Annotated in this window: 16 protein-coding genes and 1 pseudogene; 10 read left to right on the top strand and 7 right to left on the bottom strand. The window is 72.5% G+C overall.

All coding sequences use genetic code 11. The features are described 5' to 3' along the window. Positions 1-10 precede the first annotated feature (10 nt). Entirely contained in the window at positions 11-1795 is a 1785-nt protein-coding gene (gene gcl, locus BJ965_RS07165; RefSeq protein ID WP_184907894.1) for a glyoxylate carboligase, read from the bottom strand. 209 nt (positions 1796-2004) lie between these two features. Between gcl and BJ965_RS07170 the strand changes: the two genes are divergently transcribed. Genes BJ965_RS07170 through BJ965_RS07180 form a run of 3 tightly spaced genes read left to right on the top strand, consistent with a single transcriptional unit; the run spans position 2005 to position 3963 of the window. Further along, on the top strand, positions 2005-2844 hold the full coding sequence (locus BJ965_RS07170) for a hypothetical protein (RefSeq protein WP_184907895.1): 840 nt from the start codon (positions 2005-2007) through the stop codon (positions 2842-2844). Positions 2845-2891: 47 nt separating this feature from the next. Continuing rightward, entirely contained in the window at positions 2892-3398 is a 507-nt protein-coding gene (locus BJ965_RS07175) for a GNAT family N-acetyltransferase (RefSeq protein ID WP_184907896.1), read from the top strand. A 31-nt stretch (positions 3399-3429) separates the two neighbouring features. Continuing rightward, positions 3430-3963: a GNAT family N-acetyltransferase gene (locus BJ965_RS07180; RefSeq protein ID WP_184907897.1), complete on the top strand. Its 534-nt coding sequence runs from the start codon at positions 3430-3432 to the stop codon at positions 3961-3963. Here the strand turns inward: BJ965_RS07180 and BJ965_RS07185 are convergent. Beyond that, the gene (locus BJ965_RS07185; protein ID WP_184907898.1) at positions 3855-5447 is read right to left on the bottom strand and encodes an AMP-binding protein; all 1593 of its coding nucleotides are present in this window, start codon (positions 5445-5447) and stop codon (positions 3855-3857) included. The two genes, BJ965_RS07180 and BJ965_RS07185, sit on opposite strands and share 109 nt — an antisense overlap. Beyond that, a complete protein-coding gene (locus tag BJ965_RS07190; RefSeq protein WP_184907899.1) occupies positions 5444-7123 on the bottom strand; it encodes an AMP-binding protein in 1680 nt (559 codons plus the stop codon). Before BJ965_RS07190 ends, BJ965_RS07185 begins: the two co-directional genes overlap by 4 nt. Before the next feature lie 125 nt (positions 7124-7248). Between BJ965_RS07190 and BJ965_RS07195 the strand changes: the two genes are divergently transcribed. From BJ965_RS07195 to BJ965_RS07205, 3 genes are all read left to right on the top strand, one after another. Then, positions 7249-8070 (top strand): helix-turn-helix transcriptional regulator, encoded by an 822-nt coding sequence (locus tag BJ965_RS07195; protein WP_184907900.1) that lies wholly within the window; start codon positions 7249-7251, stop codon positions 8068-8070. A gap of 190 nt (positions 8071-8260) precedes the next feature. Then, positions 8261-11119, top strand: a complete 2859-nt coding sequence (locus tag BJ965_RS07200; RefSeq protein WP_184907901.1) for an AAA family ATPase — start codon at positions 8261-8263, stop codon at positions 11117-11119. 203 nt (positions 11120-11322) lie between these two features. Next, positions 11323-12114, top strand: a complete 792-nt coding sequence (locus tag BJ965_RS07205; protein ID WP_184907902.1) for a S1 family peptidase — start codon at positions 11323-11325, stop codon at positions 12112-12114. Positions 12115-12218: 104 nt separating this feature from the next. Here BJ965_RS07205 and BJ965_RS07210 read toward each other — a convergent pair whose 3' ends face one another. After that, positions 12219-13334, bottom strand: a complete 1116-nt coding sequence (locus tag BJ965_RS07210; RefSeq protein ID WP_184907903.1) for a winged helix DNA-binding domain-containing protein — start codon at positions 13332-13334, stop codon at positions 12219-12221. A 558-nt stretch (positions 13335-13892) separates the two neighbouring features. Here BJ965_RS07210 and BJ965_RS07215 point away from each other — a divergent pair. The 3 genes and pseudogenes from BJ965_RS07215 to BJ965_RS07225 form a co-directional block, all read left to right on the top strand. Further along, a pseudogene (locus BJ965_RS07215) lies at positions 13893-14279 on the top strand (hypothetical protein); the annotation flags it as partial. A 265-nt stretch (positions 14280-14544) separates the two neighbouring features. Further along, complete coding sequence (locus BJ965_RS07220) at positions 14545-15114, top strand: cysteine hydrolase family protein (RefSeq protein WP_184907904.1); 570 nt, start codon at positions 14545-14547, stop codon at positions 15112-15114. Between the two features lie 44 nt (positions 15115-15158). Next, positions 15159-16043: a bifunctional helix-turn-helix transcriptional regulator/GNAT family N-acetyltransferase gene (locus tag BJ965_RS07225; RefSeq protein WP_184907905.1), complete on the top strand. Its 885-nt coding sequence runs from the start codon at positions 15159-15161 to the stop codon at positions 16041-16043. A gap of 19 nt (positions 16044-16062) precedes the next feature. Here BJ965_RS07225 and BJ965_RS07230 read toward each other — a convergent pair whose 3' ends face one another. Together BJ965_RS07230 and BJ965_RS07235 are read right to left on the bottom strand one after the other, a co-directional pair. Further along, positions 16063-17484 (bottom strand): DUF1996 domain-containing protein, encoded by a 1422-nt coding sequence (locus tag BJ965_RS07230; protein ID WP_184907906.1) that lies wholly within the window; start codon positions 17482-17484, stop codon positions 16063-16065. A gap of 123 nt (positions 17485-17607) precedes the next feature. Beyond that, positions 17608-18339, bottom strand: coding sequence for a flavodoxin family protein (locus tag BJ965_RS07235; protein ID WP_184907907.1), 732 nt, complete (start codon positions 18337-18339; stop codon positions 17608-17610). Between the two features lie 124 nt (positions 18340-18463). On the opposite strand from BJ965_RS07235, the gene BJ965_RS07240 reads away from it, so the two are divergent. Further along, a complete protein-coding gene (locus BJ965_RS07240; protein WP_184907908.1) occupies positions 18464-19465 on the top strand; it encodes an NAD-dependent epimerase/dehydratase family protein in 1002 nt (333 codons plus the stop codon). 410 nt (positions 19466-19875) lie between these two features. On the opposite strand, the gene BJ965_RS07245 is transcribed toward BJ965_RS07240, so the two are convergent. After that, on the bottom strand, positions 19876-20988 hold the full coding sequence (locus BJ965_RS07245) for a sensor histidine kinase (protein WP_184907909.1): 1113 nt from the start codon (positions 20986-20988) through the stop codon (positions 19876-19878). Positions 20989-20990 lie beyond the last annotated feature (2 nt).

A 20990-nucleotide genomic window follows, 5' to 3' on the forward strand; every position in this document is an offset into this window, starting at 1 on the left:
CGCGCGGGTCTCAGACCTTCAGCGGTTTGATCGACGTCGGCGCATGGCCCGGCTCCGTGGCGATCTCCTCGAACTCCACGACGTTGCCGATGTCGTTGGTCGTCGACATGGAGATGTTGGTGACGCGCTCCAGGATCGCCTCGACGACGACCGGGACCCGGTGCTCCGCGGCCAGCTTCTTGGCCTGCTCGAAGGCGTCTCCCAGCCCGGCGGGGTCGGTGACGCGGATCGCCTTGCAGCCGAGGCCCTCGGCGACCTTGACGTGGTCGACGCCGTAGACGCCGAGCTCCGGGGAGTTGAGGTTCTCAAACTCCAGGTTGACCTGGAAGTCGATCTCGAACGCCCGCTGCGCCTGCCGGATCAGGCCCAGGTAGGAGTTGTTCACCAGGACGTGGACGTAGGGGATCCGGTGCTGCGCGCCGACCGCGAGTTCCTCCAGCATGAACTGGAAGTCGTAGTCGCCGGAGAGCGCGACGACGGAGGCCTCCGGGTCGGCCTTGGCGACACCGAGCGCGGCCGGGATGGTCCAGCCGAGCGGGCCGGCCTGGCCGCAGTTGATCCAGTGCCGGGGCCGGTAGACGTGCAGCATCTGGGCGCCGGCGATCTGCGAGAGGCCGATGGTGGAGACGTACCGGGTCTCCGGGCCGAAGGCCTTGTTCATCTCCTCGTAGACGCGCTGCGGCTTGATAGGGATGTCGTCGAAGTGTGTACGGCGCTGGAGGGTCGCCTTGCGCTCCTGCGCGGCCGCGGCCCACTCGGAGCGGTTGGGCAGCCTGCCGGCCGTCTTCAGCTCGCGGGCGATCTCGACGAACAGTTCCAGGGCGGACCTGGCGTCGGAGGCGATGCCGTAGTCCGGGGCGAAGATCCTGCCGATCTGGGTGGGCTCGATGTCGACGTGGACGAACGTCCGCCCGGCGGTGTAGACGTCGAGCTTGCCGGTGTGGCGGTTGGCCCAGCGGTTGCCGATGCCGAGGACGAAGTCGGACTCGAGGAAGGTCGCGTTGCCGTAGCGGTGCGAGGTCTGCAGGCCCACCATGCCGGCGTTCAGCTCGTGGTGGTCGGGCAGCAGGCCCCAGCCCATCAGGGTCGGCACCACCGGAGTGCCCGTCAGTTCTGCGAACTCGACGAGGAGTTCGGCGGCGTCGGCGTTGATGATGCCGCCGCCCGCGACGATCAGCGGCCGCTCGGACGCGTTCAGCATCCCGATGGCCTTCTCGATCTGGGCGCGCGACGCGGCGGGCTTGTAGACCGGGAGGGGTTCGTAGGTCTCCGGGTCGAACTCGATCTCCGTCAGCTGCACGTCGATCGGCAGGTCGATGAGGACCGGGCCGGGGCGGCCGGAGCGCATCAGGTGGAAGGCCTGCTGGAAGACGCCCGGGACCTGCGCGGCCTCCAGCACCGTGACGGCCATTTTCGTGACCGGCTTGGCGATGGAGGCGATGTCGACGGCCTGGAAGTCCTCCTTGTGGATCACGGCGGTCGGGGCCTGGCCCGTGATGCACAGGATCGGGATGGAGTCACCGATCGCGGAGTACAGGCCCGTGATCATGTCGGTGCCGGCCGGGCCCGAGGTGCCGATGCAGACCCCGATGTTGCCCGGGTGGGTGCGGGTGTAGCCCTCGGCCATGTGCGAGGCGCCCTCGACGTGCCGGGCGAGGGTGTGGGCGATACCGCCGGAGGCCTTGAGCGCCGCGTAGAACGGGTTGATCGCCGCGCCGGGGACACCGAACGCGTCGGCGACGCCCTCACGCTTGAGGATCTCAACTGCCGCGCGGGCAGCGGTCATTCGAGCCATCGAGTTCTCCTGCTTCGGCTGTCGGATTCGCACTCCCGTCGCGCCCCGCGGTGAGCTCTTCCGTATTGCGGAAATTGTTTTCTACGATCTGGAATGAATGTATGCGGGGCGGGTGAAGGGCGTCAAGAGACGGCAAGCGCCGGACAGGGCGGGGCCCGAGGGAGCACGATGGGCTCCTCGTCCCGATGCGACACGGTTCTGGAGTGGCCATGGCCGAGACCGTTCCGGTGCGCTGCCCGGCCTGCCGCCGCGAGCACCGCTACACGGCGCCGGCGTACCCCTGCGTGTGCGGCGCGCCCGTCGCCCCGCGCCTGGACCGCGACGGCCCGGCGACGCCCGTGTCGCAGCGGGTCTGGCAGGACGACTGGGTGACGGTGCGGTGCGGCTCCTGCGGTCGGCACGGTGAGTGGCCGCGCCCGGAGGTGGGGTGTGCGTGCGGGGTGGTGCTGCGGGTGGCGGTGGTGGAGGGACGGGGTTCGACGGCGCGGGCCGCGGCGGGTGACGGGAGCGGAACGGCAGCCGCCCAGGGCCCGGAGACCGACCAGGACGGAACGGCGGCCGACCAGGACAACCAGCAGGGCTCGCCCCACCGGCCCGACCAGCCCGACCGTCCGCGAGATGCCGCGACGGTCGCCGCCGAGGCGCGTCCCGCCCGGCCCCCCTTCCCCTCCGTCACGATCCGTACCGCGCGCGATGCCGTCACGGCCACTGCCCTGTATCTGCGCTGGCTCGGCTACCGGGGCGTTCGCAGGGCGGACCAGCGTCCGCCCTGCGGCATCGGTCTGGCCGCCCGCGGTGTCGTCGCCCAGGTGGACCCGGCCGCACACCCGGCGACCCTGCGGGACGTGGAGTGCCTGTGGCTGACGGCCATGACGGAGTCCGCGGACTGCCTCTACTTCTCGCTCGCCGGGTACGCCGACGACGCCCGCGCCCGCGCCGACTCCCTCGGCGTCCCGCTGTTCGTCCTGGACCTCACCGGCACCCCGAGGCCGGTGAACGCCCCGGCCGAGACGCTGGCGGCCACCGGCGCCGGGCAGCGGACACCCTGACCCCGGACGCCCGGACCCCAGGCTCCACGGCCCCGCATACTCACCGCATGCGCATCCGCCTCGCCACCCGAGCCGAACTCCCGGCCCTCCAGGACATCGAACGGGCCGCCGGAGCCCCCTTCCGCGACCTCGGCATGCCGGAGATCGCGGACGACGAACCGCCCGCGCTCGACATGCTGGAGCGCTACCGCCGGGTGGGCCACTGCTGGGTCGCGGCGGACGAGGAGGCCCAGCCGGCCGCCTACCTCCTCGCCGAAGCCGTGGACGGCGCCCTGCACATCGAGCAGGTCTCGGTCCACCCGCGCGCGGCACGCCGGGGCGTGGGCCGCGCCCTCCTGGCCCACGCCGCCGACCGCGCCCGCGAGGAAGGCCTGACGGCCCTGACGCTGACCACCTTCACGGAGGTCCCCTGGAACGCCCCGTACTACGCCCGCCTCGGCTTCCGGCCCCTCCCCGAGGCGGACCTCACGCCCGGCCTGCGCGAGATCCGCGCGACGGAGGCCGGGCACGGCCTGGACCGCTGGCCGCGGGTGTGCATGCGAAAGCCGCTGTGAACGGGCTTCCGCCGCTGCGACGATGCACTCCATGGACACCACAGACCCCGCCGCGCTCACGCTGCGCCGAGCCGGGCCGGCCGACTGGACCGCACTGGCCGGGACGGACCCGCTCGCGGCATCCGGGGACGAGGCACGACGAGCGAGTATCCGCCGCTGGTGCGAGGCAGGCCTCGTCACGCTGGCAGCGACCGCCCGCGGCCCCGTGGGCTACGCCGTACTGGAATACACCTTCTTCGAGCAGGGCTTCCTCACCCTGCTGAGCGTCGCACCCGACGCCCGGCGGCAAGGGGTGGCCACCCGGCTCCTCACCGGCGTCGAGGCCGGGTGCGCCACCCCCAAGCTGTTCACCTCGACCAACGTCTCCAACCAGCCCATGCAGCGACTGCTTCTGAAAGCGGGCTGGCAACCGGCGGGCCTGGTGCACGGGCTGGACGAAGGCGATCCCGAACTCTTCTACCTCTGCCCGTCCGCGAACCTCTCCCGCAGCTCCACCTTGCGCACCTTCCCGGACACCGTCATCGGGAAGGAGTCGAGGATCCGTACCCGGCTCGGGACCTTGTAGTGCGCCAACCGCCCCTCGCAGAAGGCCCGGACCTCCTCCAGCGTCGGCGGATCGGCCGGGTCGCGGGCGATGACGCAGGCCAGAACCTCCTCGCCGTAGCGCTCGTGCGGGACGCCGACCACCTGGACGTCCTGGATCTTGGGAAGTCCGTAGAGGAACTCCTCGATCTCGCGGGGGTAGATGTTCTCCCCGCCCCGGATGATCATGTCCTTGATGCGGCCGACGATCTCCACGTAGCCGTCCTCGCGCATCACGGCGAGGTCGCCCGTGTGCATCCAGCGGCCTGCGTCGACGGCCTCGGCGGTCTTCTCCGGCTCGTTCCAGTAGCCGAGCATCACGCCGTAGCCGCGGGTGCACAACTCGCCTGCCGTGCCACGCGGTCGGGTGACTCCCGTCGCCGGGTCGACGACCTTGACCTCGATGTGCGGCAGGACCCGGCCGACCGTGCCGGTGCGGTGCTCCAGGTCGTCGTCCCTGCGGGTCTGGAGGGACACCGGGGACGTCTCGGTCATGCCGTAGCAGATGGAGACCTCCGCCATGTGCATCTCGGCGACCACCCGCTTCATCACCTCCACCAGGCAGGGCGAGCCCGCCATGATGCCGGTGCGCAGGGAGGAGAGGTCGTAGGAGGCGAAGTCGGGGAGGTTCAGCTCCGCGATGAACATGGTCGGGACGCCGTAGAGCGAGGTGCAGCGCTCCTGCTGGACCGCTTCCAGGGTCGCCTTCGGATCGAAGGACGGGGCGGGGATGACCATGCAGGCGCCGTGCGAGGTGGCGGCCAGATTCCCCATGACCATGCCGAAACAATGATAAAAGGGGACGGGAATGCAGATTCTGTCCCGCTCGGTGTAGGCGATCGACTCACCCACGAAATAGCCGTTGTTGAGGATGTTGTGGTGGGAGAGGGTCGCGCCCTTCGGGAAGCCGGTCGTGCCCGACGTGTACTGGATGTTGATCGGGTCGTCGCAGGAGAGTTCCTCGTACACGGCGTCGGCGGTCGCCCGGCCGAGCAGCGCCTCCCACCCCGGGTCGCCGAAGTAGACCACCTCCCGCAACTCCGGTACGCGGCCGCGTACTTGCTCGACCATCGCCCGGTAGTCGCTCGTCTTGTGGCTGAGGGAGGCGAACAGCAGGGACACGCCGGCCTGCTTCAGGACGTACTCCACCTCGTGGGTGCGGTACGCCGGATTGATGTTCACCATGATCGCGCCGATGCGGGCGGTGGCGTACTGGACGAGCACCCACTCGGGGCAGTTGACGGCCCAGATGCCCACCCGGTCGCCCTTGGCGACGCCGGAGGCGTGCAGGGCGGAGGCGAGTTCGCCGACCGCCGCGCCGAACTCGGCGTACGTCCAGCGCCGTCCGGACGGCACGTCGACCAGGGCCTCGCGCTCCGGCCATGTGGCGACGGCCCGGTCCAGGTCGGCCCCGATGGTGTCGCCGAGCAGCGCCGTCGCGCCGGTGCCGTGGCTGTAGGAGTTCACCGGAAGTCCTCCTCGCGGTACTCGGCGTCCGATCCGGCCGCCGTGGCCTCACGCAGCTCGATCCGGCGGATCTTGCCGGAGACGGTCTTGGGCAGCTCGCCGAACTCCAGACGGCGGATGCGCTTGTAGGGGGCCAGGGCCTCGCGGGAGTGCTCGAACAGGACCTTGGCGGTGTCGGGGCCGGGCTCCCAGCCCTCGGCCAGCACGACGTACGCCTTGGGGACGGCGAGCCGCAGGTCGTCCGGGGCGGGCACGACCGCCGCCTCGGCGACCGCCTCGTGCTCCAGCAGGGCGCTCTCCAGCTCGAACGGGCTGATCTTGTAGTCGGAGGCCTTGAAGACGTCGTCGCTGCGCCCGATGTACGTCAGGTACCCCTCGTCATCCCTGGAGGCGACGTCGCCCGTGCGGTAGTAGCCGCCGGCCATGGCCTCCGTCGTGCGGTCCGCGTCGCCGTGGTAGCCGGTCATCAGGCCGACGGGGCGCTCCGACAGGTCGAGCGCGATCTCGCCCTCCGTGGCGCCCGGCGCGCCGGAGACGGGGTCGAGGAGTTCGACGCGGTAGCCGGGGCTCGGCCGGCCCATCGAACCGGCCTTGAGCGGCTGGCCGGGGCTGTTGGCGACCTGGACGGCCGTCTCGGTCTGGCCGAAGCCGTCCCGGATGGTGAGGTGCCAGGCGCGGCGGACCTGCTCGATGACCTCTGGGTTGAGCGGCTCCCCGGCCGCGACGACCTCGCGGGGCGGGGTGCGCAGCTGCGTCAGGTCGGCCTGGATGAGCATGCGCCACACGGTCGGCGGGGCGCAGAAGGTGGTGACGCCCGCCCGGTCCATCTCCGTCATGAGACGAGCGGCGTCGAAACGCGTGTAGTTGTGCAGGAAGACCGTAGCCTCGGCGTTCCACGGGGCGAAGAGATTGGACCAGGCGTGCTTGGCCCAGCCGGGTGAGGAGATGTTCAGATGCACGTCGCCGGGTTTCAGGCCGATCCAGTACATGGTCGACAGATGGCCGATCGGGTACGACGTGTGGGTGTGCTCGACGAGCTTGGGCCGGGCGGTGGTGCCCGAGGTGAAGTAGAGCATCAGCGGGTCGTCGGCCCGGGTCGGGCTCTCGGGGGTGAAGTCGGCGGAGGCCTCGTAGGCGTCGTCCAGCGGCAGCCAGCCCTCCGGCACGGCTCCGGCGGCGGCCGCGGCGATGCGGGTGTAGTCGCCGGGGACGTCGGCGAACTTGCCGGTGTCCTCCGGGCGCGCGATGACGTGCCGGACCCGGCCGCGCTCGACGCGGTCCCGCAGGTCGGCCGGGCCGAGCAGCGGGGTGGCCGGGATGACCACCGCGCGCAGTTTCATCGCGGCGAGAGCGGTGATCCACAGCTCCGCCTGGTTGCCGAGCATGACGAGGATCCGGTCCTCGGCGCGCACGCCCCGCTCGCGCAGCCAGGTGGCGAACTGCGCCGACCGCACCGACATCTCCCCGAAGGACAGCCGGGTCTCACGGCCGTCCTCCTCGACCAGGTGCAGGGCGGTGCGGGCGTTGCCGTGGGCGATCACGTCGAACCAGTCGAGCGCCCAGTTGAAGTACTCGGGGCGGGGCCAGCGGAAGCCCGCGTAGGCGGCCGGGTAGTCGTCGCGGTGTTCCAGCAGGAAATCCCGCGCCTCGCGGAACATCTCCGTCGCCGATGTCATCTGTCCTCCTGGGTACCGGACCATTGCCGGGCGGCTCTGAGCCATCGTGTAATCCGTGATGCAGGTCTCACTACCCCCGAACGGGGGGTGCGCCCGCACAGGAGCCGTAGCGAAGGGGCGATCAGGTGACGACGGACGCGTCCGACGCGGTCGAGATACGGAACGCGCTGCTGCGTCTGCGGCGGGGCACCAGCCTCCCGATCGCCTTCGGCGGCCTGATGGAGGCCGGGCAGCGGATGCGCATCAGCGAACTGAGCGGCACGGCGACGCACGCCCTGCGTTCGCTGGCCGTGACCTCCGGCACCGGTCTCGGCGGCAAGACGGTGGCGCTGTCCCGGCCGTGCGTGGTGACGGACTACTCCGCGTCGCGACAGATCAGCCACGAGTACGACGCCCCGGTGGCCGCGGAGGGGCTGCGCTCGGTGCTGGCCGTGCCGGTGGTGGTGCGCCACCGGGTGCGCGGGGTGCTGTACGGGGCGCTGCGCACGTCCCTGCCGCTGGGCGGACGGATGCTGGACGTGGCCGTGGAGGCGGCCCGGGACCTGGAGCGGGCGCTGGTGGTCCGGGACGAGGCCCGCACGCTCGCCGCGGAGGCCGCGGCCGGTGCCGGGGCGGGCCCGGGGTGGGAGCAGGTACGGGAGGCGCACACGGCCCTGCGGGCGCTGGCGCCGCGGATCGCGGACCCGGAGCTGCGCGCGGAGCTGCTCGGCGCGTGTGCGCTGCTGACGGCCGAGCCCGCCGGGCCGCCCCTGGTCCGGCTCGCGCCGCGCGAAGTGGACGTGCTGGCGTGTGTGGCGGCGGGGGCGACGAACGCGGTCGCCGCGGAGCGGCTGGGCGTGACGCCGGAGACCGTCAAGGGGTACCTGCGGTCGGCCATGCGGAAGCTGCGGGCGCGTACCCGTGGCGAGGCCGTGGTCGCCGCGCGCCGGGCGGGGTGGTTGCCGTAGTTTTGTGGTGTTTTCCGTTGCGCCCAATCGTTCGATCCGACAGGGTGTCGGCCTCGTGTTCCGCCGCATTCGGGAGCCCGGTGAATTCGTCCGCCGACACATGTTGTTATTTCCCTCACGACCCCGTCCCTCCGAAATTCAAAGAACCGTTGCCTAATATTGGCCAGGACACGACACAGGGAGGGGAGCGGTGACCGTGCGACGGGACTTCCAGGAGCCTCCCAGGAGCCGCCCCGACCTGGTCATCGGCCGGGAGGACCTGTTCACGGCGGCACGTGAGCAGCTCGGCCGAGGGGGCAGTGTGCTGCTCCACGGCCCCGCCGGAATTGGAAAGTCGACGGTCCTGCGGGCGCTGGCCGCGGATTACGGCGGTGCCGACCGGACGGTGTTGCGCTGCTCGGCGACCGAGTCCGAATCGCACCTGCCCTTCCTGGCGCTGGCCGACCTGTTCGGTCTGGTCCTCGACGACGTGTCCGGTGCGCTGCCCGGCGCCCAGCGCACCGCCCTGGAGTCGGCGCTCACCGGCCGCGGCGAGTCCACGCTCCAGCGGGACGGGCTCGCGCTGCGCCTGGCGGTGCTGTCGGCGCTGCGCGTCCTCGCCGCGAAGGGCCCGGTGCTGGTGGTCGCCGACGACCTCCAGTGGCTGGATGCCGCCAGTGCGGAGCTGCTCGGCTTCGCGGCCCGCCGGCTGGGCGACACGCCCGTGCAGATGCTGTGCGCGGTGCGGACCGAGGGCCAGGAGTACGACCGCCACCTGCCGGCCTCCCCGCCCGACACGCTCGCCGTGCGGCTGGGCCCGCTGAACCGTACGCAGGTCTCGGCGCTGCTCGACCACCGCGGCTACACGCCTCTGTCCCGCTCGACGGTCCGCGACATCCACCGCACCAGCGGCGGCAACCCGCTCTTCGCGCTGGAGCTCGGCCGGGCCCTGGCCGAGAGCCCGGCCCGGCCCCGGCCGGGCGAGCCGCTGCCCGTGCCCACCTCGCTGCGGGCCCTGGTGCTGAGCCGGCTGGAGATGCTGTCCGACGAGGCGCGCCGCACCCTCCTGGTGGCCAGCGCCGGTGCCCGTCCCACGCTGGCGCTGCTGCACGCGGCCGGGCGGGAGCACGCCGAGGCCGAGACGGCCCAGGCGGCGGCGCTGGGCCTGTTGGCCTTGGCCACGGACCCCGAGGCACCGGCCCTGCGGTTCGCGCACCCGCTGATCTCGGCGGCCCTCTATGCCGAGGCCCCGGTCCAGGAGCGGCGGGCCGTGCACGCCGCGCTGTCCACGGCGGCCTCCGACCCGATCGAGCGGGCCCGGCACCTGGCCCTGGCGACCACCGGCACCGACCCGGACGTGGCCGCCCGGCTCGCCGAGGCCGGTGCGCTGGCCCGGGACCGCGGGGCTCCCTCCGTGGCCGCCTCGCTCGGGCTACTCGCCGCCCGGCACACCCCGGTGGACAGCACCCCGGGCCCCGACGAGCGGCGTCTGCAGGCCGCGGAGGACGCGATCACCGCCGGCGAGGCCGATCTGGCCCGGGACATCGCGCGTGACGTACTGACGCGTGCCACCGTGCCCACCGAGCGGGTCCGGGCCTGGATGGTGGTCATCGAGGCAGCCGGCCAGGCCCTCGGCGACGTCGACGCCGTCTTCCCGCAGGTCCTGGCCGACGCGGGCGACGACCCGCGCCTGCTCGCCCAGGTCCACTACCAGCTGGCCTGGCGCGGCCTGGTCGTCGAGGGCGACTTCGCCGAGGCCCGTCAGGAGGCCGCGCACGCGGCGGAGCTGGCCGCCCGGGGCGGGGACCGGCGCTCCGAACTGATGGCCCTGGCCTTCCAGGCCTCCACCGAGACCCTGATGGGCCATCCGGACGCCCCCGTGACCGTCAAGCGGGCGCTGAAGGAACCCCAGGACCCCGATGTCGCCTGCCACCACAACGGCGCCGGGTCGGCCCGGTTCCGCTGGCTGATCATGAGCGACCAGCTGCCCGAGGCGCGGGCGACGATCACCGCGCTGCTGCGCGAGGTGCGCCGGCGCGGCATGGTCGAGAGCGAGGTGCACTTCCTGCGCTTCCTCGCCGACACGGAACTGCGCTCGGGGCACTGCGGCCGGGCCCTGGACCTGGCCCGCGAGAGCCTGCGGCTGGCCCGGGACTCCGGGATCGGCGAGGGCGCCTCGGCCATGCTCGCCTCCCTCGCGGAGGCCTCGGCCGGGGACGTCGACCGGGCCCTGGCCCTGGCCCGGGAGGCGGCCGACCACGCCGAGGTCGACGGTGACCAGATGTACCTCTCCCGGGCCCTCGCGGCACTGGGCTACGCCCAGTTGGTGGCCGGCGACCCGGCCGCCACCGTCCGTTCGCTGCGCCGGGTGCGGGAGCTGGAGCAGGGGCTCGGCATCAACGACCCCGGACGCGGTCGCTGGCACGGCGACCTCGCCGAGGCCCTCGTCCGCATCGGCGAACCGGGTGAGGCGCAGGACGTCATCGACACGACCCGGGCGCACGCGCTGCGGCTGGGCCGGCAGAGCGTCCTGGCCGTCCTCGACCGGGCCGAGGCGCTGGTGCGGGCGGCACGCGGTGAACACGAGGCCGCCGTCGTCCGGTTGACGTCCGTGCAGGACCGGCTCGGCCGGCTCGGGTACGGCCTGGAGGAGGCCCGGGCCGCCTTCGCGCTGGCCCGGCTGCGCGCCCAGGCCGCCGCCTCCCCGCGGGCCGGTGCCAGACCCCTGCCGGGACCGGCGTCGTACGACGAGGCCGCCCGGCTGTTCCGGCGCTGCCGCGCGCTGCCCTGGCTGCGGCAGGTCGACGCGGCCGCCACGGCGGGTCCCGCGGCGGTGGAACCGGCCGCCGCCGCGCCGGCCGCCGCCCTCGACGCGCTGGAGGGCCTCGCCGCGATGGAGCGTCAGGTGGCCTCGCTGGTGATGGAGGGCGCGACCAACCGGGAGATCGCGGCGCGCCTGTTCATCAGCGTCAAGACCGTCGAGGCGACCCTCACCCGGGTCTACCGCAAGCTCGGCATCCGCTCCCGGGTGGACATCGTCCGGCTGGCCGCGGGCCGCCGAACAACCTGACCCCACCTGGGTTTACGCAGCCGGACCGAGGGTTATCCCTGCCCAACTCCCTTAGGGGGTTCCCTCATTGGGAGCCCCCTCGTCCTGGCTCTAGCTTTGGGGCGTGCCGCTCGCCGGGCACACGGAGATCCGAACAACGGCGTCAGGGTCCCCGTGCACCACCACCCGCGCGACCCCCCACCGGCAACTCCCCAAGGAGACCCATGTTCGGGCTCAGCATTGCCAAGAAGGCCGCCGCCGTCGCCGCGGCGACCGCCGCAGCCGCCACGACCGCGCTGCTCGCCGCCCCCACGGCCGTCGCCGCGCCCCAGCCGATCGTCGGCGGCACCACGACCACGACGTCCGCGTACCCGTTCGTCATGCAGATCACGGACGCCTCGCAGAACCAGTTCTGCGGCGGCACCCTGGTCTCGCCCACGAAGGTCGTCACCGCCGCGCACTGCATGGTCGGTGAGACCACCAGCAGTGTGCGCGTCGTCGGTGGCCGCACCTACCTCAACGGCACCAACGGCACGGTCGCCAGAGTCGGCAAGATATGGATCCACCCGAGCTACACCGACGCCTCCAACGGCGACGACGTGGCGGTGCTGACGCTGTCGACGTCGATGCCGTACACCCCGGCGAAGTACGTCTCCTCCTCCCAGACCTCGGTGTACGCGGCCGGCACCACGGCCCGCATCCTCGGCTGGGGCACCACCTCCTCGGGCGGCAGCAGCTCCAACCAGCTGCGCACCGCGACCGTACCGACCGTGTCCGACTCCGGTTGCGCGAGCTCCTACGGCTCCGACTTCGTGCAGAGCGACATGGTCTGCGCCGGAAAGACCTCCGGCGGCGTGGACACCTGCCAGGGCGACAGCGGCGGCCCCCTGCTCATCGGGGGCGTCCTGGCAGGCATCACTTCCTGGGGCGAAGGCTGCGCCCAGGCCGGTTACCCGGGTGTCTACACCCGGCTGACCACCTTCTCCAACCTGGTCACGACGCAGGTCAACTCGTGACCGTGCATTAGCTCCTGAGTAACCCTCAGGTGAAAGACCAGGGGGCGTTGCGGGCCTCCACGAGCGGCCCGCAACGCCCCCTCTCCATGCCGTGAAGCGGACTTCTAGGTCCGTACGGCACCGAAGCGGATGTCGTACGAGGACCGCGGGTGCATGACGCGCAGCATCCGCTCCCCCTCGGCGATGACGTCGTCCCTCTGGCTCCTGGTGAGGCGGTCGAAGGGCTCGATCACGAGCGCGTCCGACTCCAGTCGCCACAGCCCCGCGAGGAAGCCGTCGACGAGGAGCGTGCAGTAGGCCATGTTCCCCTTCCACGAGCGGCCGCGGTGCTCGGGCGGGACGACGCGGGTGCGGTCGGCGTGCGAGAGCAGCAGGTTGTCGAACTCGGGGAGGAAGCGTGGCGGTGCCGGGGTGTCCGGGTCGGGACGGGGGGCGTCCGGGAGGTCGAAGAGTTCGACGCCGGTGTCGTCCCGGAAGGTGATGAGCTGCGGGCGGAGGCGTTCGAAGGCGTCGCGCAGGCGGGTCATGCCGGCCCAGGCCTGCATGTCCTTGACGGAGGCCGGGCCGAAGGCCGCGAGGTAGCGCAGGACGACGGCGTCGGGGGCGGGGGCCGGTTCCGCGGGACGGCCGAGCCAGTGCTCGGCGGTGGTGAGGCTGACCTGTCCGCTGCGCCCCCACAGGCCGCGCGGCGTCACCTGCACGAGCGGGAGCCGGCAGCGGGCCGCGACGGCCAGGGACTGCGGATCGGCGTCGGGCCACTCCCGGAGCAGGGCCTCACGCAGTTGCTTCATGGTGCGGGGCTCGGCCTCGACCAGGTCGCGGGCGATTCCGGCGAGCCGGTCCAGGTCGACGCCTTCGAGGCCGGCGCGGAAGGCGACCAGTTCCCGGTCCCGGGCGGGCTGCACCAGCGGCCGCAGGGTGAGGCAGTCGTCCGCGGTGTGGGTGTGGATGGTGGAGCGCATGGTGACGATGCGGACGACCTCGCGGTCCGCCATCGGTTGCGACAGCGCCTCGGGGGTGAACCCGTCGACCCGGGCGGCGAGCGCGTAGTACGGAGGCTTGACGTTCTGCGCCTGGAGCCCGAGCAGATGCTCGACGGCCGCCGCGACGGAGAGCCGGGCGGGGCGCAGGAGCAGCTGCCGGTCGAGGGTCGCGCGGTTGAGGGCACGCGTGCCGAGCAGGGGTGCCGTGCCGGTGACGCTCCGCTTGGTGTTCGTCATACGAGGCACGGTAGCCGGGCTTGCGGACAGGTTCTGGCCGCGACTTCGCGCCTTCACGTGGGGACGGCCGGGAGCTTCGCCCGCAGCACCTGGCCGCGCCTTCGCGTGGGGACGGCCGGGAGCTTCGCCCGCAGCACCTGGCCTTGCGGGCAGCTCGACGCCGTCCGCTGATCTCGCGTACCACGCCTGTGATCGCCCCGGGCCCGGCTCCCCCGCGCGGACCCCGGCCCGGAAGCGGGAGGACGCGTCGCTGCCGTCGAGCAGTTCCGCGACCCGGCGGCGGTAGGGGCGCAGCGACATGCCCAGTTCCCGTGCGGCTGCCTCGTCGGTGGCGCCGGATCCCAGGGTGCGCAGGACCTCGGCGGTCCGGTCGTCGATGCGGGGCCGCCGGGAGCCGAGGGCGGCGTTCAGGTCGGCGGCGCTTTCCCAGGCCGCTTCGAACAGCGCATGGGTACCGCCGATCAGGGCCGTGAGGCGCTCCGGGTGTAGGTGCGGGGGGCCGTGGGCGGCCGTGGCGGGGGCGCCGGGTCGGTGAGGATCATGGTCCGCCGGTCGATGATGACGGCCCCCTGCGGCAGCGGGGCGGGTGGCGATGCGCACCTGGAAGCCGTGGGCGGCCCTCTCCCGCAGCGTCTCCCGGTCGCCCGGATCCTTGAGGGCCGCGGGGCTGTACAGCTTGCGTCCACGGGATGCGCCGCCCGCGACCGGCACCACCGGCCGCCACGTCGTCGACCTGGCCCTCGACGCGGGCGACACGGTCAGCGTCCTGGCCCGCAGACCCGAGGCGCTGGAGCGTTCCTCCGGAACATCCACGCGAACAAGGAGCTCTCCGAGCGGATGATCCGCGCCGGCGGGCTGGGCTGGACGCTGGTCGAGCCGACCAGGCTGACCAAGGGGCCCGCCGAGGGCCGCTATCGCGTCGGCGAGCGCCTGACGATGAAGGGCGACCCGACCATCAGCCGCGCGGACGTCGCCGCCTTCCTCGACAAGGCGGCCCGCGACCCCGAAGTGGATCCACCGCGACGCCGTCTTCTCAGACTGACGACATCGGCGCAGGTTGTTACGCCCGCGGCGCCGTCGGGTACTCAGCTGTACGTTCCCGGAACCCGCACCACACGCACCACTCGGGAGATCCGATGCACCGACCTCCTCCACGACCAGAACGCCCCCGCACCCCCTGAACCACGGCACCGAACAGAAGGGCGGAGGCATGGAACGAGGCACAGACCCCGGGCGGTCGGCTCTGATCGTGATCGACATGATCAACACCTACGACCACGAGGACGCCGAGCTTCTCGTGCCGTCCGCGGAGCAGGTCGTCCCGGTCCTGACCGAGTTGCTCGGCCGGGCCCGGGAGGCGGACGTCCCCGTGATCTACGTGAACGACAATTTCGGGGCGTGGCGCTCGCACCACGGAGAGCTGCTGGACGCGGCCCTGTCCCAGCGGCACGCCCACCTGATCGAGCCGATCCGGCCGGACGACCGGTCGCTCTTCGTCATGAAGGCCCGCCACTCGGTGTTCTTCGAGACGCCCCTGTCCTACCTCCTGTGGAGCCTGGGCGTCGGACACGTGGTCCTGACGGGCCAGGTCACCGAGCAGTGCGTCCTCTACTCCGCCCTGGACGCGCACATCCGCCATCTGGAGGTGACGGTGCCGAGGGACGCCGTCGCCTCGATCCACCCCCACCTGGCGTCAGCGGCCCTGGAGATGATGGAGCGCAACATGGGCGCCCGCATCGTCGCGGCGAAGGAGACCGACTTCGCGCCCCCCGGCGCCTGAGACCTTCCTTCACTTCGCCGCCCTTAGCTGACTAAAGTCAGAGAATGACGAAGGAGCAGGTGGAGCAGGTACGGCGCTTCAACCGGACGGTCGCCGAGCGGGTGGGGGTCCTGCACGACCGCTATCTCGGCGGTGCGCGTCCCTACGGCCAGGCGCGGCTGCTGTGGCAGATCGGTGACGGCGGCACGCACGACCTCCGCGGGGTACGGGAGCGGCTCGGTCTCGACTCGGGCTACGTGAGCCGGTTGCTGCGGGCACTCGAGCGGGACGGCCTCGTCACCGTCGAACCCCACCCCGACGACCGGCGGGTCCGCACCGTGCGGCTGACCGAGGCCGGCGGACGGGAGCGCGCGCTGCTCGACGACCGCAGCGACGCACTCGCCGCCTCCCTCCTCGACCCGCTCGACGCCCGGCAGCGGGAGCGGCTGACCTCCGCCATGGCGGAGGTCGAGCGACTTCTGACCGCCTCGACGGTCCATCTGGAAGAACTCGACCCCGATCATCCGGACGCCGCGCACTGCCTGCGGTCCTACGCCGCCGAGCTGAGGGAACTCTTCGACGGCGGCTTCGACCCCGCCCACAGTCTGCTGCCCGACCCGCGCGAACTGCGCGCTCCGCGCGGGCTGTTCCTCGTCGCTCGGCTGCACGGCGAGCCGGTGGGCTGCGCCGGGCTCAAGCTGTCGGCCGGGGCCCCCGCGGAGATCAAGCGGTTGTGGGTCTCCCCGCGGTCCAGAGGTCTCGGCCTGGCCCGGCGCCTGCTGTCCGAACTCGAGGCCCGCGCCGCCCGGCACGGCAGCGACCGGGTGCGGCTCGACACCAACAAGGCGCTGACGGCGGCCACTCGTCTCTACCGCGACAGCGGGTACACCGAGGTCGCCGCCTTCAACGACGAGCCCTACGCCCACCACTGGTTCGAGAAGCCGCTGTGAACAGGGGCGCCCGTCGGGCTCAGCCGCAGCGGCGGCCGGAGTTGATGCAGCTCACGGCCTGCTTCATCAGCCGCTCGGGCATCGCGTTGATGAAATCGCCGTGGTCGGTGATCGGCTTGTGCAGCGACTCGGGGAAGCTGTCCACGGCGAAGGCGGTGCTGCCGGCCAGACCGCTGTAGGTGAGGCGCTGTACGAGCTGCGGGACCGCCTTGAACCCGGCCGGGCACCTGCCCCGGGCGTCGGCGAAGGCGACATGACTGCGGTGGTTGGCGCTGTCGGTGTTCCGGCCGTCCCAGCAGCTCTGGAACCGCTCGGTGCGGACCACCTCGCTGCCGGCGGGGCAGATCGGGTACTTGTCCTTGAGCTGGACGCGGTTCTCGAAACCGGTGCAGGACCAGGCCGCGTTGGCGTTGGCGCCGCCGTTGGCGTTGGCCTTGGCGTCACCGGTGATGATGCGCAGGAAGCGCGGCATGGCGACCACCTTGGTGGTGGGGCTGCCGACGAAGGTGAGACTCGCAGACGTGGGGGTGAGGATCTTGCCGATGTTGCCCTCGGCTCCACCGCCGGGCTTGCCCGCGTCCGCCTGCTCGACTCCGCCGCGGTCGCGCAGCACCGGCCAGTAGTAGGTCGACCGGTCACCATTGGTGCATGTGGTGTCCGCCGCGGCCAGGGTGTCGTCCGTCGTGAAGGCGTCGACGCCTATGGCGCCGACGTAGTCGTGGGTGTGGTGGGCCCCGTTGCCCACTCCCGGGGCGACGATCACGTTGTCGGAGTTGTGCCGGCCTTCCGCGTTGACACCGCAACGGGTCTTGAACACGCCCTTGGAGGCGTTGCGGCCGCTCCGGGGCCGGGCGGGCACGTTGGGGGCGACCTTGGTGATGTCCACGAAGTCCTCGGGTACCGGGCCGTTGCCGGCAGCCGGTGACGGGCTCGCTCCCTGCCCTTGCTGCCCCTGCTGACCTTGCTGTCCCTGGCCCTGCTGCCCCCGGCCCTGCTGTCCCCGGCCGCCCGCGAGCGTGCAGGCGGCCAGGCCGCTCAGACCCTGCGGACGGGGTGCGCCCGTGCGGCTGATCGCGAGGGCGATGCGGTCGACGGTGGCGGTCCGCTTGTCCTTCAGGGGGCCGAGGATCGCGTTCTGCACGAAGTCCGGACCGCCCTGGCCGCGCGTGGTGGCCAGCCGATTGCCCGCCTCGGCGATCTGGGACCGCAGCAGTTCCAGATTGCGGTCGACCTCCGCACGCGCCTGTTGGGGCACGTCCGGCAGCCGGTCGGCCACCGAGGGGCAGGAAATGGGTGAGGCCGCGCGGGTGGTGGCACGGGGGGCGTCGGTCGCGTTGGCCTGCATGGTGACCAGCGCGAGTCCGACACCGCCCGCGGCCAGCCCGGCGACCAGGACGATCGCGTTGCGCCGCTTCCGGTTGCGCCTGTGTCCCTGGTTCATGGTGACCTTTCCGTTCCTGTGTCAGGTGTGACCACCGTGACCGCTGGGACGAGGGCCGACCACTGGTTCCGACTGTGCGTCACCGTCGCGTAAGAACTGGCACCTTGGCGTCCGCCCCGCCGTTCAGCGGTGCTCGGGGTTGTCCGCGCCGGGGCGGCAGCCTGCGTCCCATTGCGCGCGCTGGTTGCCGTGGGCCGGAATTCCTCCGGCGCGTTTCAGCAGGGCCGCGATGTGCATCAGGTTCCAGGTCATGAAGCTGGTGTTGCGGTTGGTGAAGTCGTTCTCCGGGCCGCCGGAGTCAGGGTCCAGGTACGACGGCCCGGGGCCTGCCGCGCCGATCCAGCCGGCGTCCGCCTGGGGCGGGATCGTGTAGCCGAGGTGCTGGAGGCTGTAGAGGACGTTCATCGCGCAGTGCTTGACGCCGTCCTCGTTGCCGGTGATGAGACAACCGCCGACGCGACCGTAGTAGGCGTACTGCCCCTGCGAGTTGAGCAGCGAGGAGCAGGCGTAGAGGCGCTCGATGACCTGCTTGGTGACGGAGCTGTTGTCGCCCAGCCAGATGGGGCCGGCCAGGACGAGGATGTCCGCCGCCATGACCCTCTCGTACAGTTCCGGCCACACGTCCGTGGCGAAGCCGTGCTCCGTCATGTCCGGGTAGACGCCGGGTGCGATGTCGTGGTCGACGGCGCGGATCAGGTCCGTGGCCACTCCGGCGCTCTCCATGATGGAGCGGCTCTTGTCGATCAGGCCCTGGGTGTGGCTGCGCTGCGGGGACGGTTTGAGGGTGCAGTTGACGTAGAGGGCGGTCAGGTCGTCGAAGCCGTGGACGGCGTCGGGTGCGGAGAGGGCTGCCATGAGGGCAGGGTCTCGCGGCAGGCCCGGTTTGTTGCGGTTCGGCACACCCGTGCCCGTCTTACGGAGTCATGACGTACGGCCGCGTTCCCGTGAGGCGACGGCCGTGGGCGCCTAGCGTGCCCGTATGCGCGTACTGGTCACCGGCGGTGCCGGGTTCATCGGGTCCCACGTGGTCGCCACCCTGCGGGAGCGGGGGCACGAGGCGGTCGTGTTCGACGTGCGGGAGGATCCCGCGGCCGACGTGCGGGACGCCGCGGCGGTGCGGCGGGCCCTCGCCGGTGTGGACGCCGTGTGCCACCAGGCCGCGAAGGTCGGGCTGGGCAACGGGGTCGCCGACGCGGCGGACTACGTCTCGCACAACGACCTGGGCACGGCCGTGCTGCTCGCGGCCATGGCGGAGGCGGGTGTGCGGACCCTTGTGCTCGCCGGGTCGATGGTCGTGTACGGCGAGGGACGGTACGCCTGCGCTCGGCACGGGGTGGTGAGGCCCGGGCCGCGGGCCGTGGCCGAGCTCGACGCGGGCCGGTTCGAGCCCCCGTGCCCGGTGTGCGGGGAGGACCTCTCCCCGGGGCTGGTCCGCGAGGACGCCCCGGCCGATCCGCGGAACGTGTACGCGACGACCAAGCTCGCCCAGGAGCATCTGGCCGCCTCCTGGGCCCGCTGTACCGGGGGGTCGGCGGTGTCGCTGCGCTACCACAACGTGTACGGGCCAGGCATGCCCCGGGACACCCCCTATGCCGGTGTCGCCTCCTTCTTCCGCTCGGCGCTCGCCCGGGGCGAGTCCCCGCGGGTGTTCGAGGACGGGCGGCAGCGCAGGGACTTCGTGCACGTCCGGGACGTGGCGGCGGCGAACGCCGTGGCGCTGGAGGCCCCGGCCGCGTCCGGCGCACTCACCGCGTACAACACCGGCAGCGGCGACCCGCACACCGTCGGCGAGATGGCGCGGGCACTGGCCGCCGCGTACGGCGGGCCCGAGCCGGTCGTCACGGGCGAGTACCGGCTCGGGGACGTCCGGCACATCACCGCGGACTCGTCGCGGTTGCGGGCGGAGTCGGGGTGGAAGCCGGAGACCGGCTTCGAGGAGGGCATGACGGAGTTCGCGCGAGCGGGGATGCGCGGGGCGTAGCCGGCCGGACCGCGGGCGGCCACCGCGAAACCGGAGCGTCCGTGGGCGCCGGAACGCGGCAGGAGTTCCGCCGCGAACCGGAAGCACCCGCACGCGGCAGGGCCCCACCGCGAAACCGCAGGCCTCCCGGACGTCCGCCCACAACGGCGGCACCGGCGCGAGACCGACACACCGGCGGACGTCAACGCGCCGCAGGGGACCAGGGCAAAACCCAGAGACGCCCGGCACCCGCACGCCGCAGGGGACCACCGCACAACCCAAGGACGTCCGGCACCCGCCCACAACGGCGATCCCGGCGCGAGCCCGGCACACCGGCCAACGTCAGCAGGCCGCAGGGGACCACCGCGAAGCCGGAGCGTCCGTGGGCGCCGCCACGCCGCAGGGGGGTGCGGCGTGGGCCTCGTGCGGGTTCACGACGCTGCCGCCGGAAGTACCACCTCGAAGCGGCAGCCCCCGGGGATGTTGCGTACGCCGGTCCGGCCCTGGTGGGCTTCCACGATGCCGCGGACGATGGCGAGGCCCAGGCCCGCGCCCGCCGGGGGCGTCCGGGCGTGCGTGCCGCGCCAGCCGGTGTCGAAGACGCGCGGCAGGTCCTCCTCGGGGATGCCACCGCAGCCGTCCGTCACGGACAGTACGACGCCCTCGGGGGAGCGCTCGGCCTCGATCGCGACCGTGCCGTCGGCCGGGGTCCGGCGGATCGCGTTGACCAGCAGGTTGCCCAGCACCCGGCTCATCTCCTTGCCGTCCACCTCCACCGGCACCGGTTCGATGAGGCCGCCCACCAGCCGCACCCCGTGCTCGCGGGCGAGCGGGTCGACACCGGCGAGGGCATCGCCGACCAGGTCGTACAGGGAGATCCGGGTGGGCGTCAGGGCCAGGGCCCCGGCGTGGATACGGGAGAGCTCGAAGAGGTCGCCGACCATGCCGTTGAGGCGTTCGACCTCGGTCCGTATCTGCCGGAGGTAGCGGTTCGGGTCGGCGGCGACGCCGTCCTCCAGGGCCTCCGACATGGCGCGCAGACCGGCCAGCGGGGTGCGCAGGTCATGGGAGATCCAGGCGACGAGTTCACGACGGGAGGTCTCCAGGGCGCGTTCCCGCTCCCGGGACTCGGCGAGCCTGGCGCTGGTGGCCGCCAGCTCGCGGCTCACCGCCGCGAGTTCGGCCGTGGCGGGACCGCCGGGCGCGGCGAAGTTCCCGCCGTCGCCGAAAGAGCGCGCGGCCACGGCGAGTTCACGGCTGCGGGCCACGACCCAGCGGCCCAGCAGCAGCGCGGTGGCCAGGGAGACGACGGCCGCCATGGCGACGACCGTCGTGACGACGGTCAGGTCGTGCGGCGACAGGAACATCGCCCAGGCGACGACGAGCGTGCCGGCGAGCATCGCGACGACGCCGACCGCCGCCACCACCGCGAGCGAGACGGTCAGCGAACGGCGGCGGATCAGACGCAGTACGCCCGCTCCCGTCAGACCCGTCGCGGCGGCACCGGCGAAGGCGTACAGGGCGATGAGGAGGTTGTCTCGCACGG

This window comes from Streptomyces luteogriseus, assembly GCF_014205055.1.
Taxonomy (GTDB): Bacteria; Actinomycetota; Actinomycetes; order Streptomycetales; family Streptomycetaceae; genus Streptomyces; species Streptomyces luteogriseus.

Bases quoted from the DNA above. Each gene is read 5' to 3' on its own strand.
- gcl (WP_184907894.1), bottom strand. From the start codon at position 1,795: ATGGCTCGAATGACCGCTGCCCGCGCGGCAGTTGAGATCCTCAAGCGT.
- BJ965_RS07170 (WP_184907895.1), top strand. From the start codon at position 2,005: ATGGCCGAGACCGTTCCGGTGCGCTGCCCGGCCTGCCGCCGCGAGCAC.
- BJ965_RS07175 (WP_184907896.1), top strand. From the start codon at position 2,892: ATGCGCATCCGCCTCGCCACCCGAGCCGAACTCCCGGCCCTCCAGGAC.
- BJ965_RS07180 (WP_184907897.1), top strand. From the start codon at position 3,430: ATGGACACCACAGACCCCGCCGCGCTCACGCTGCGCCGAGCCGGGCCG.
- BJ965_RS07190 (WP_184907899.1), bottom strand. From the start codon at position 7,123: ATGACATCGGCGACGGAGATGTTCCGCGAGGCGCGGGATTTCCTGCTG.
- BJ965_RS07205 (WP_184907902.1), top strand. From the start codon at position 11,323: ATGTTCGGGCTCAGCATTGCCAAGAAGGCCGCCGCCGTCGCCGCGGCG.
- BJ965_RS07210 (WP_184907903.1), bottom strand. From the start codon at position 13,334: ATGACGAACACCAAGCGGAGCGTCACCGGCACGGCACCCCTGCTCGGC.
- BJ965_RS07220 (WP_184907904.1), top strand. From the start codon at position 14,545: ATGGAACGAGGCACAGACCCCGGGCGGTCGGCTCTGATCGTGATCGAC.
- BJ965_RS07225 (WP_184907905.1), top strand. From the start codon at position 15,159: ATGACGAAGGAGCAGGTGGAGCAGGTACGGCGCTTCAACCGGACGGTC.
- BJ965_RS07230 (WP_184907906.1), bottom strand. From the start codon at position 17,484: ATGAACCAGGGACACAGGCGCAACCGGAAGCGGCGCAACGCGATCGTC.
- BJ965_RS07235 (WP_184907907.1), bottom strand. From the start codon at position 18,339: ATGGCAGCCCTCTCCGCACCCGACGCCGTCCACGGCTTCGACGACCTG.
- BJ965_RS07240 (WP_184907908.1), top strand. From the start codon at position 18,464: ATGCGCGTACTGGTCACCGGCGGTGCCGGGTTCATCGGGTCCCACGTG.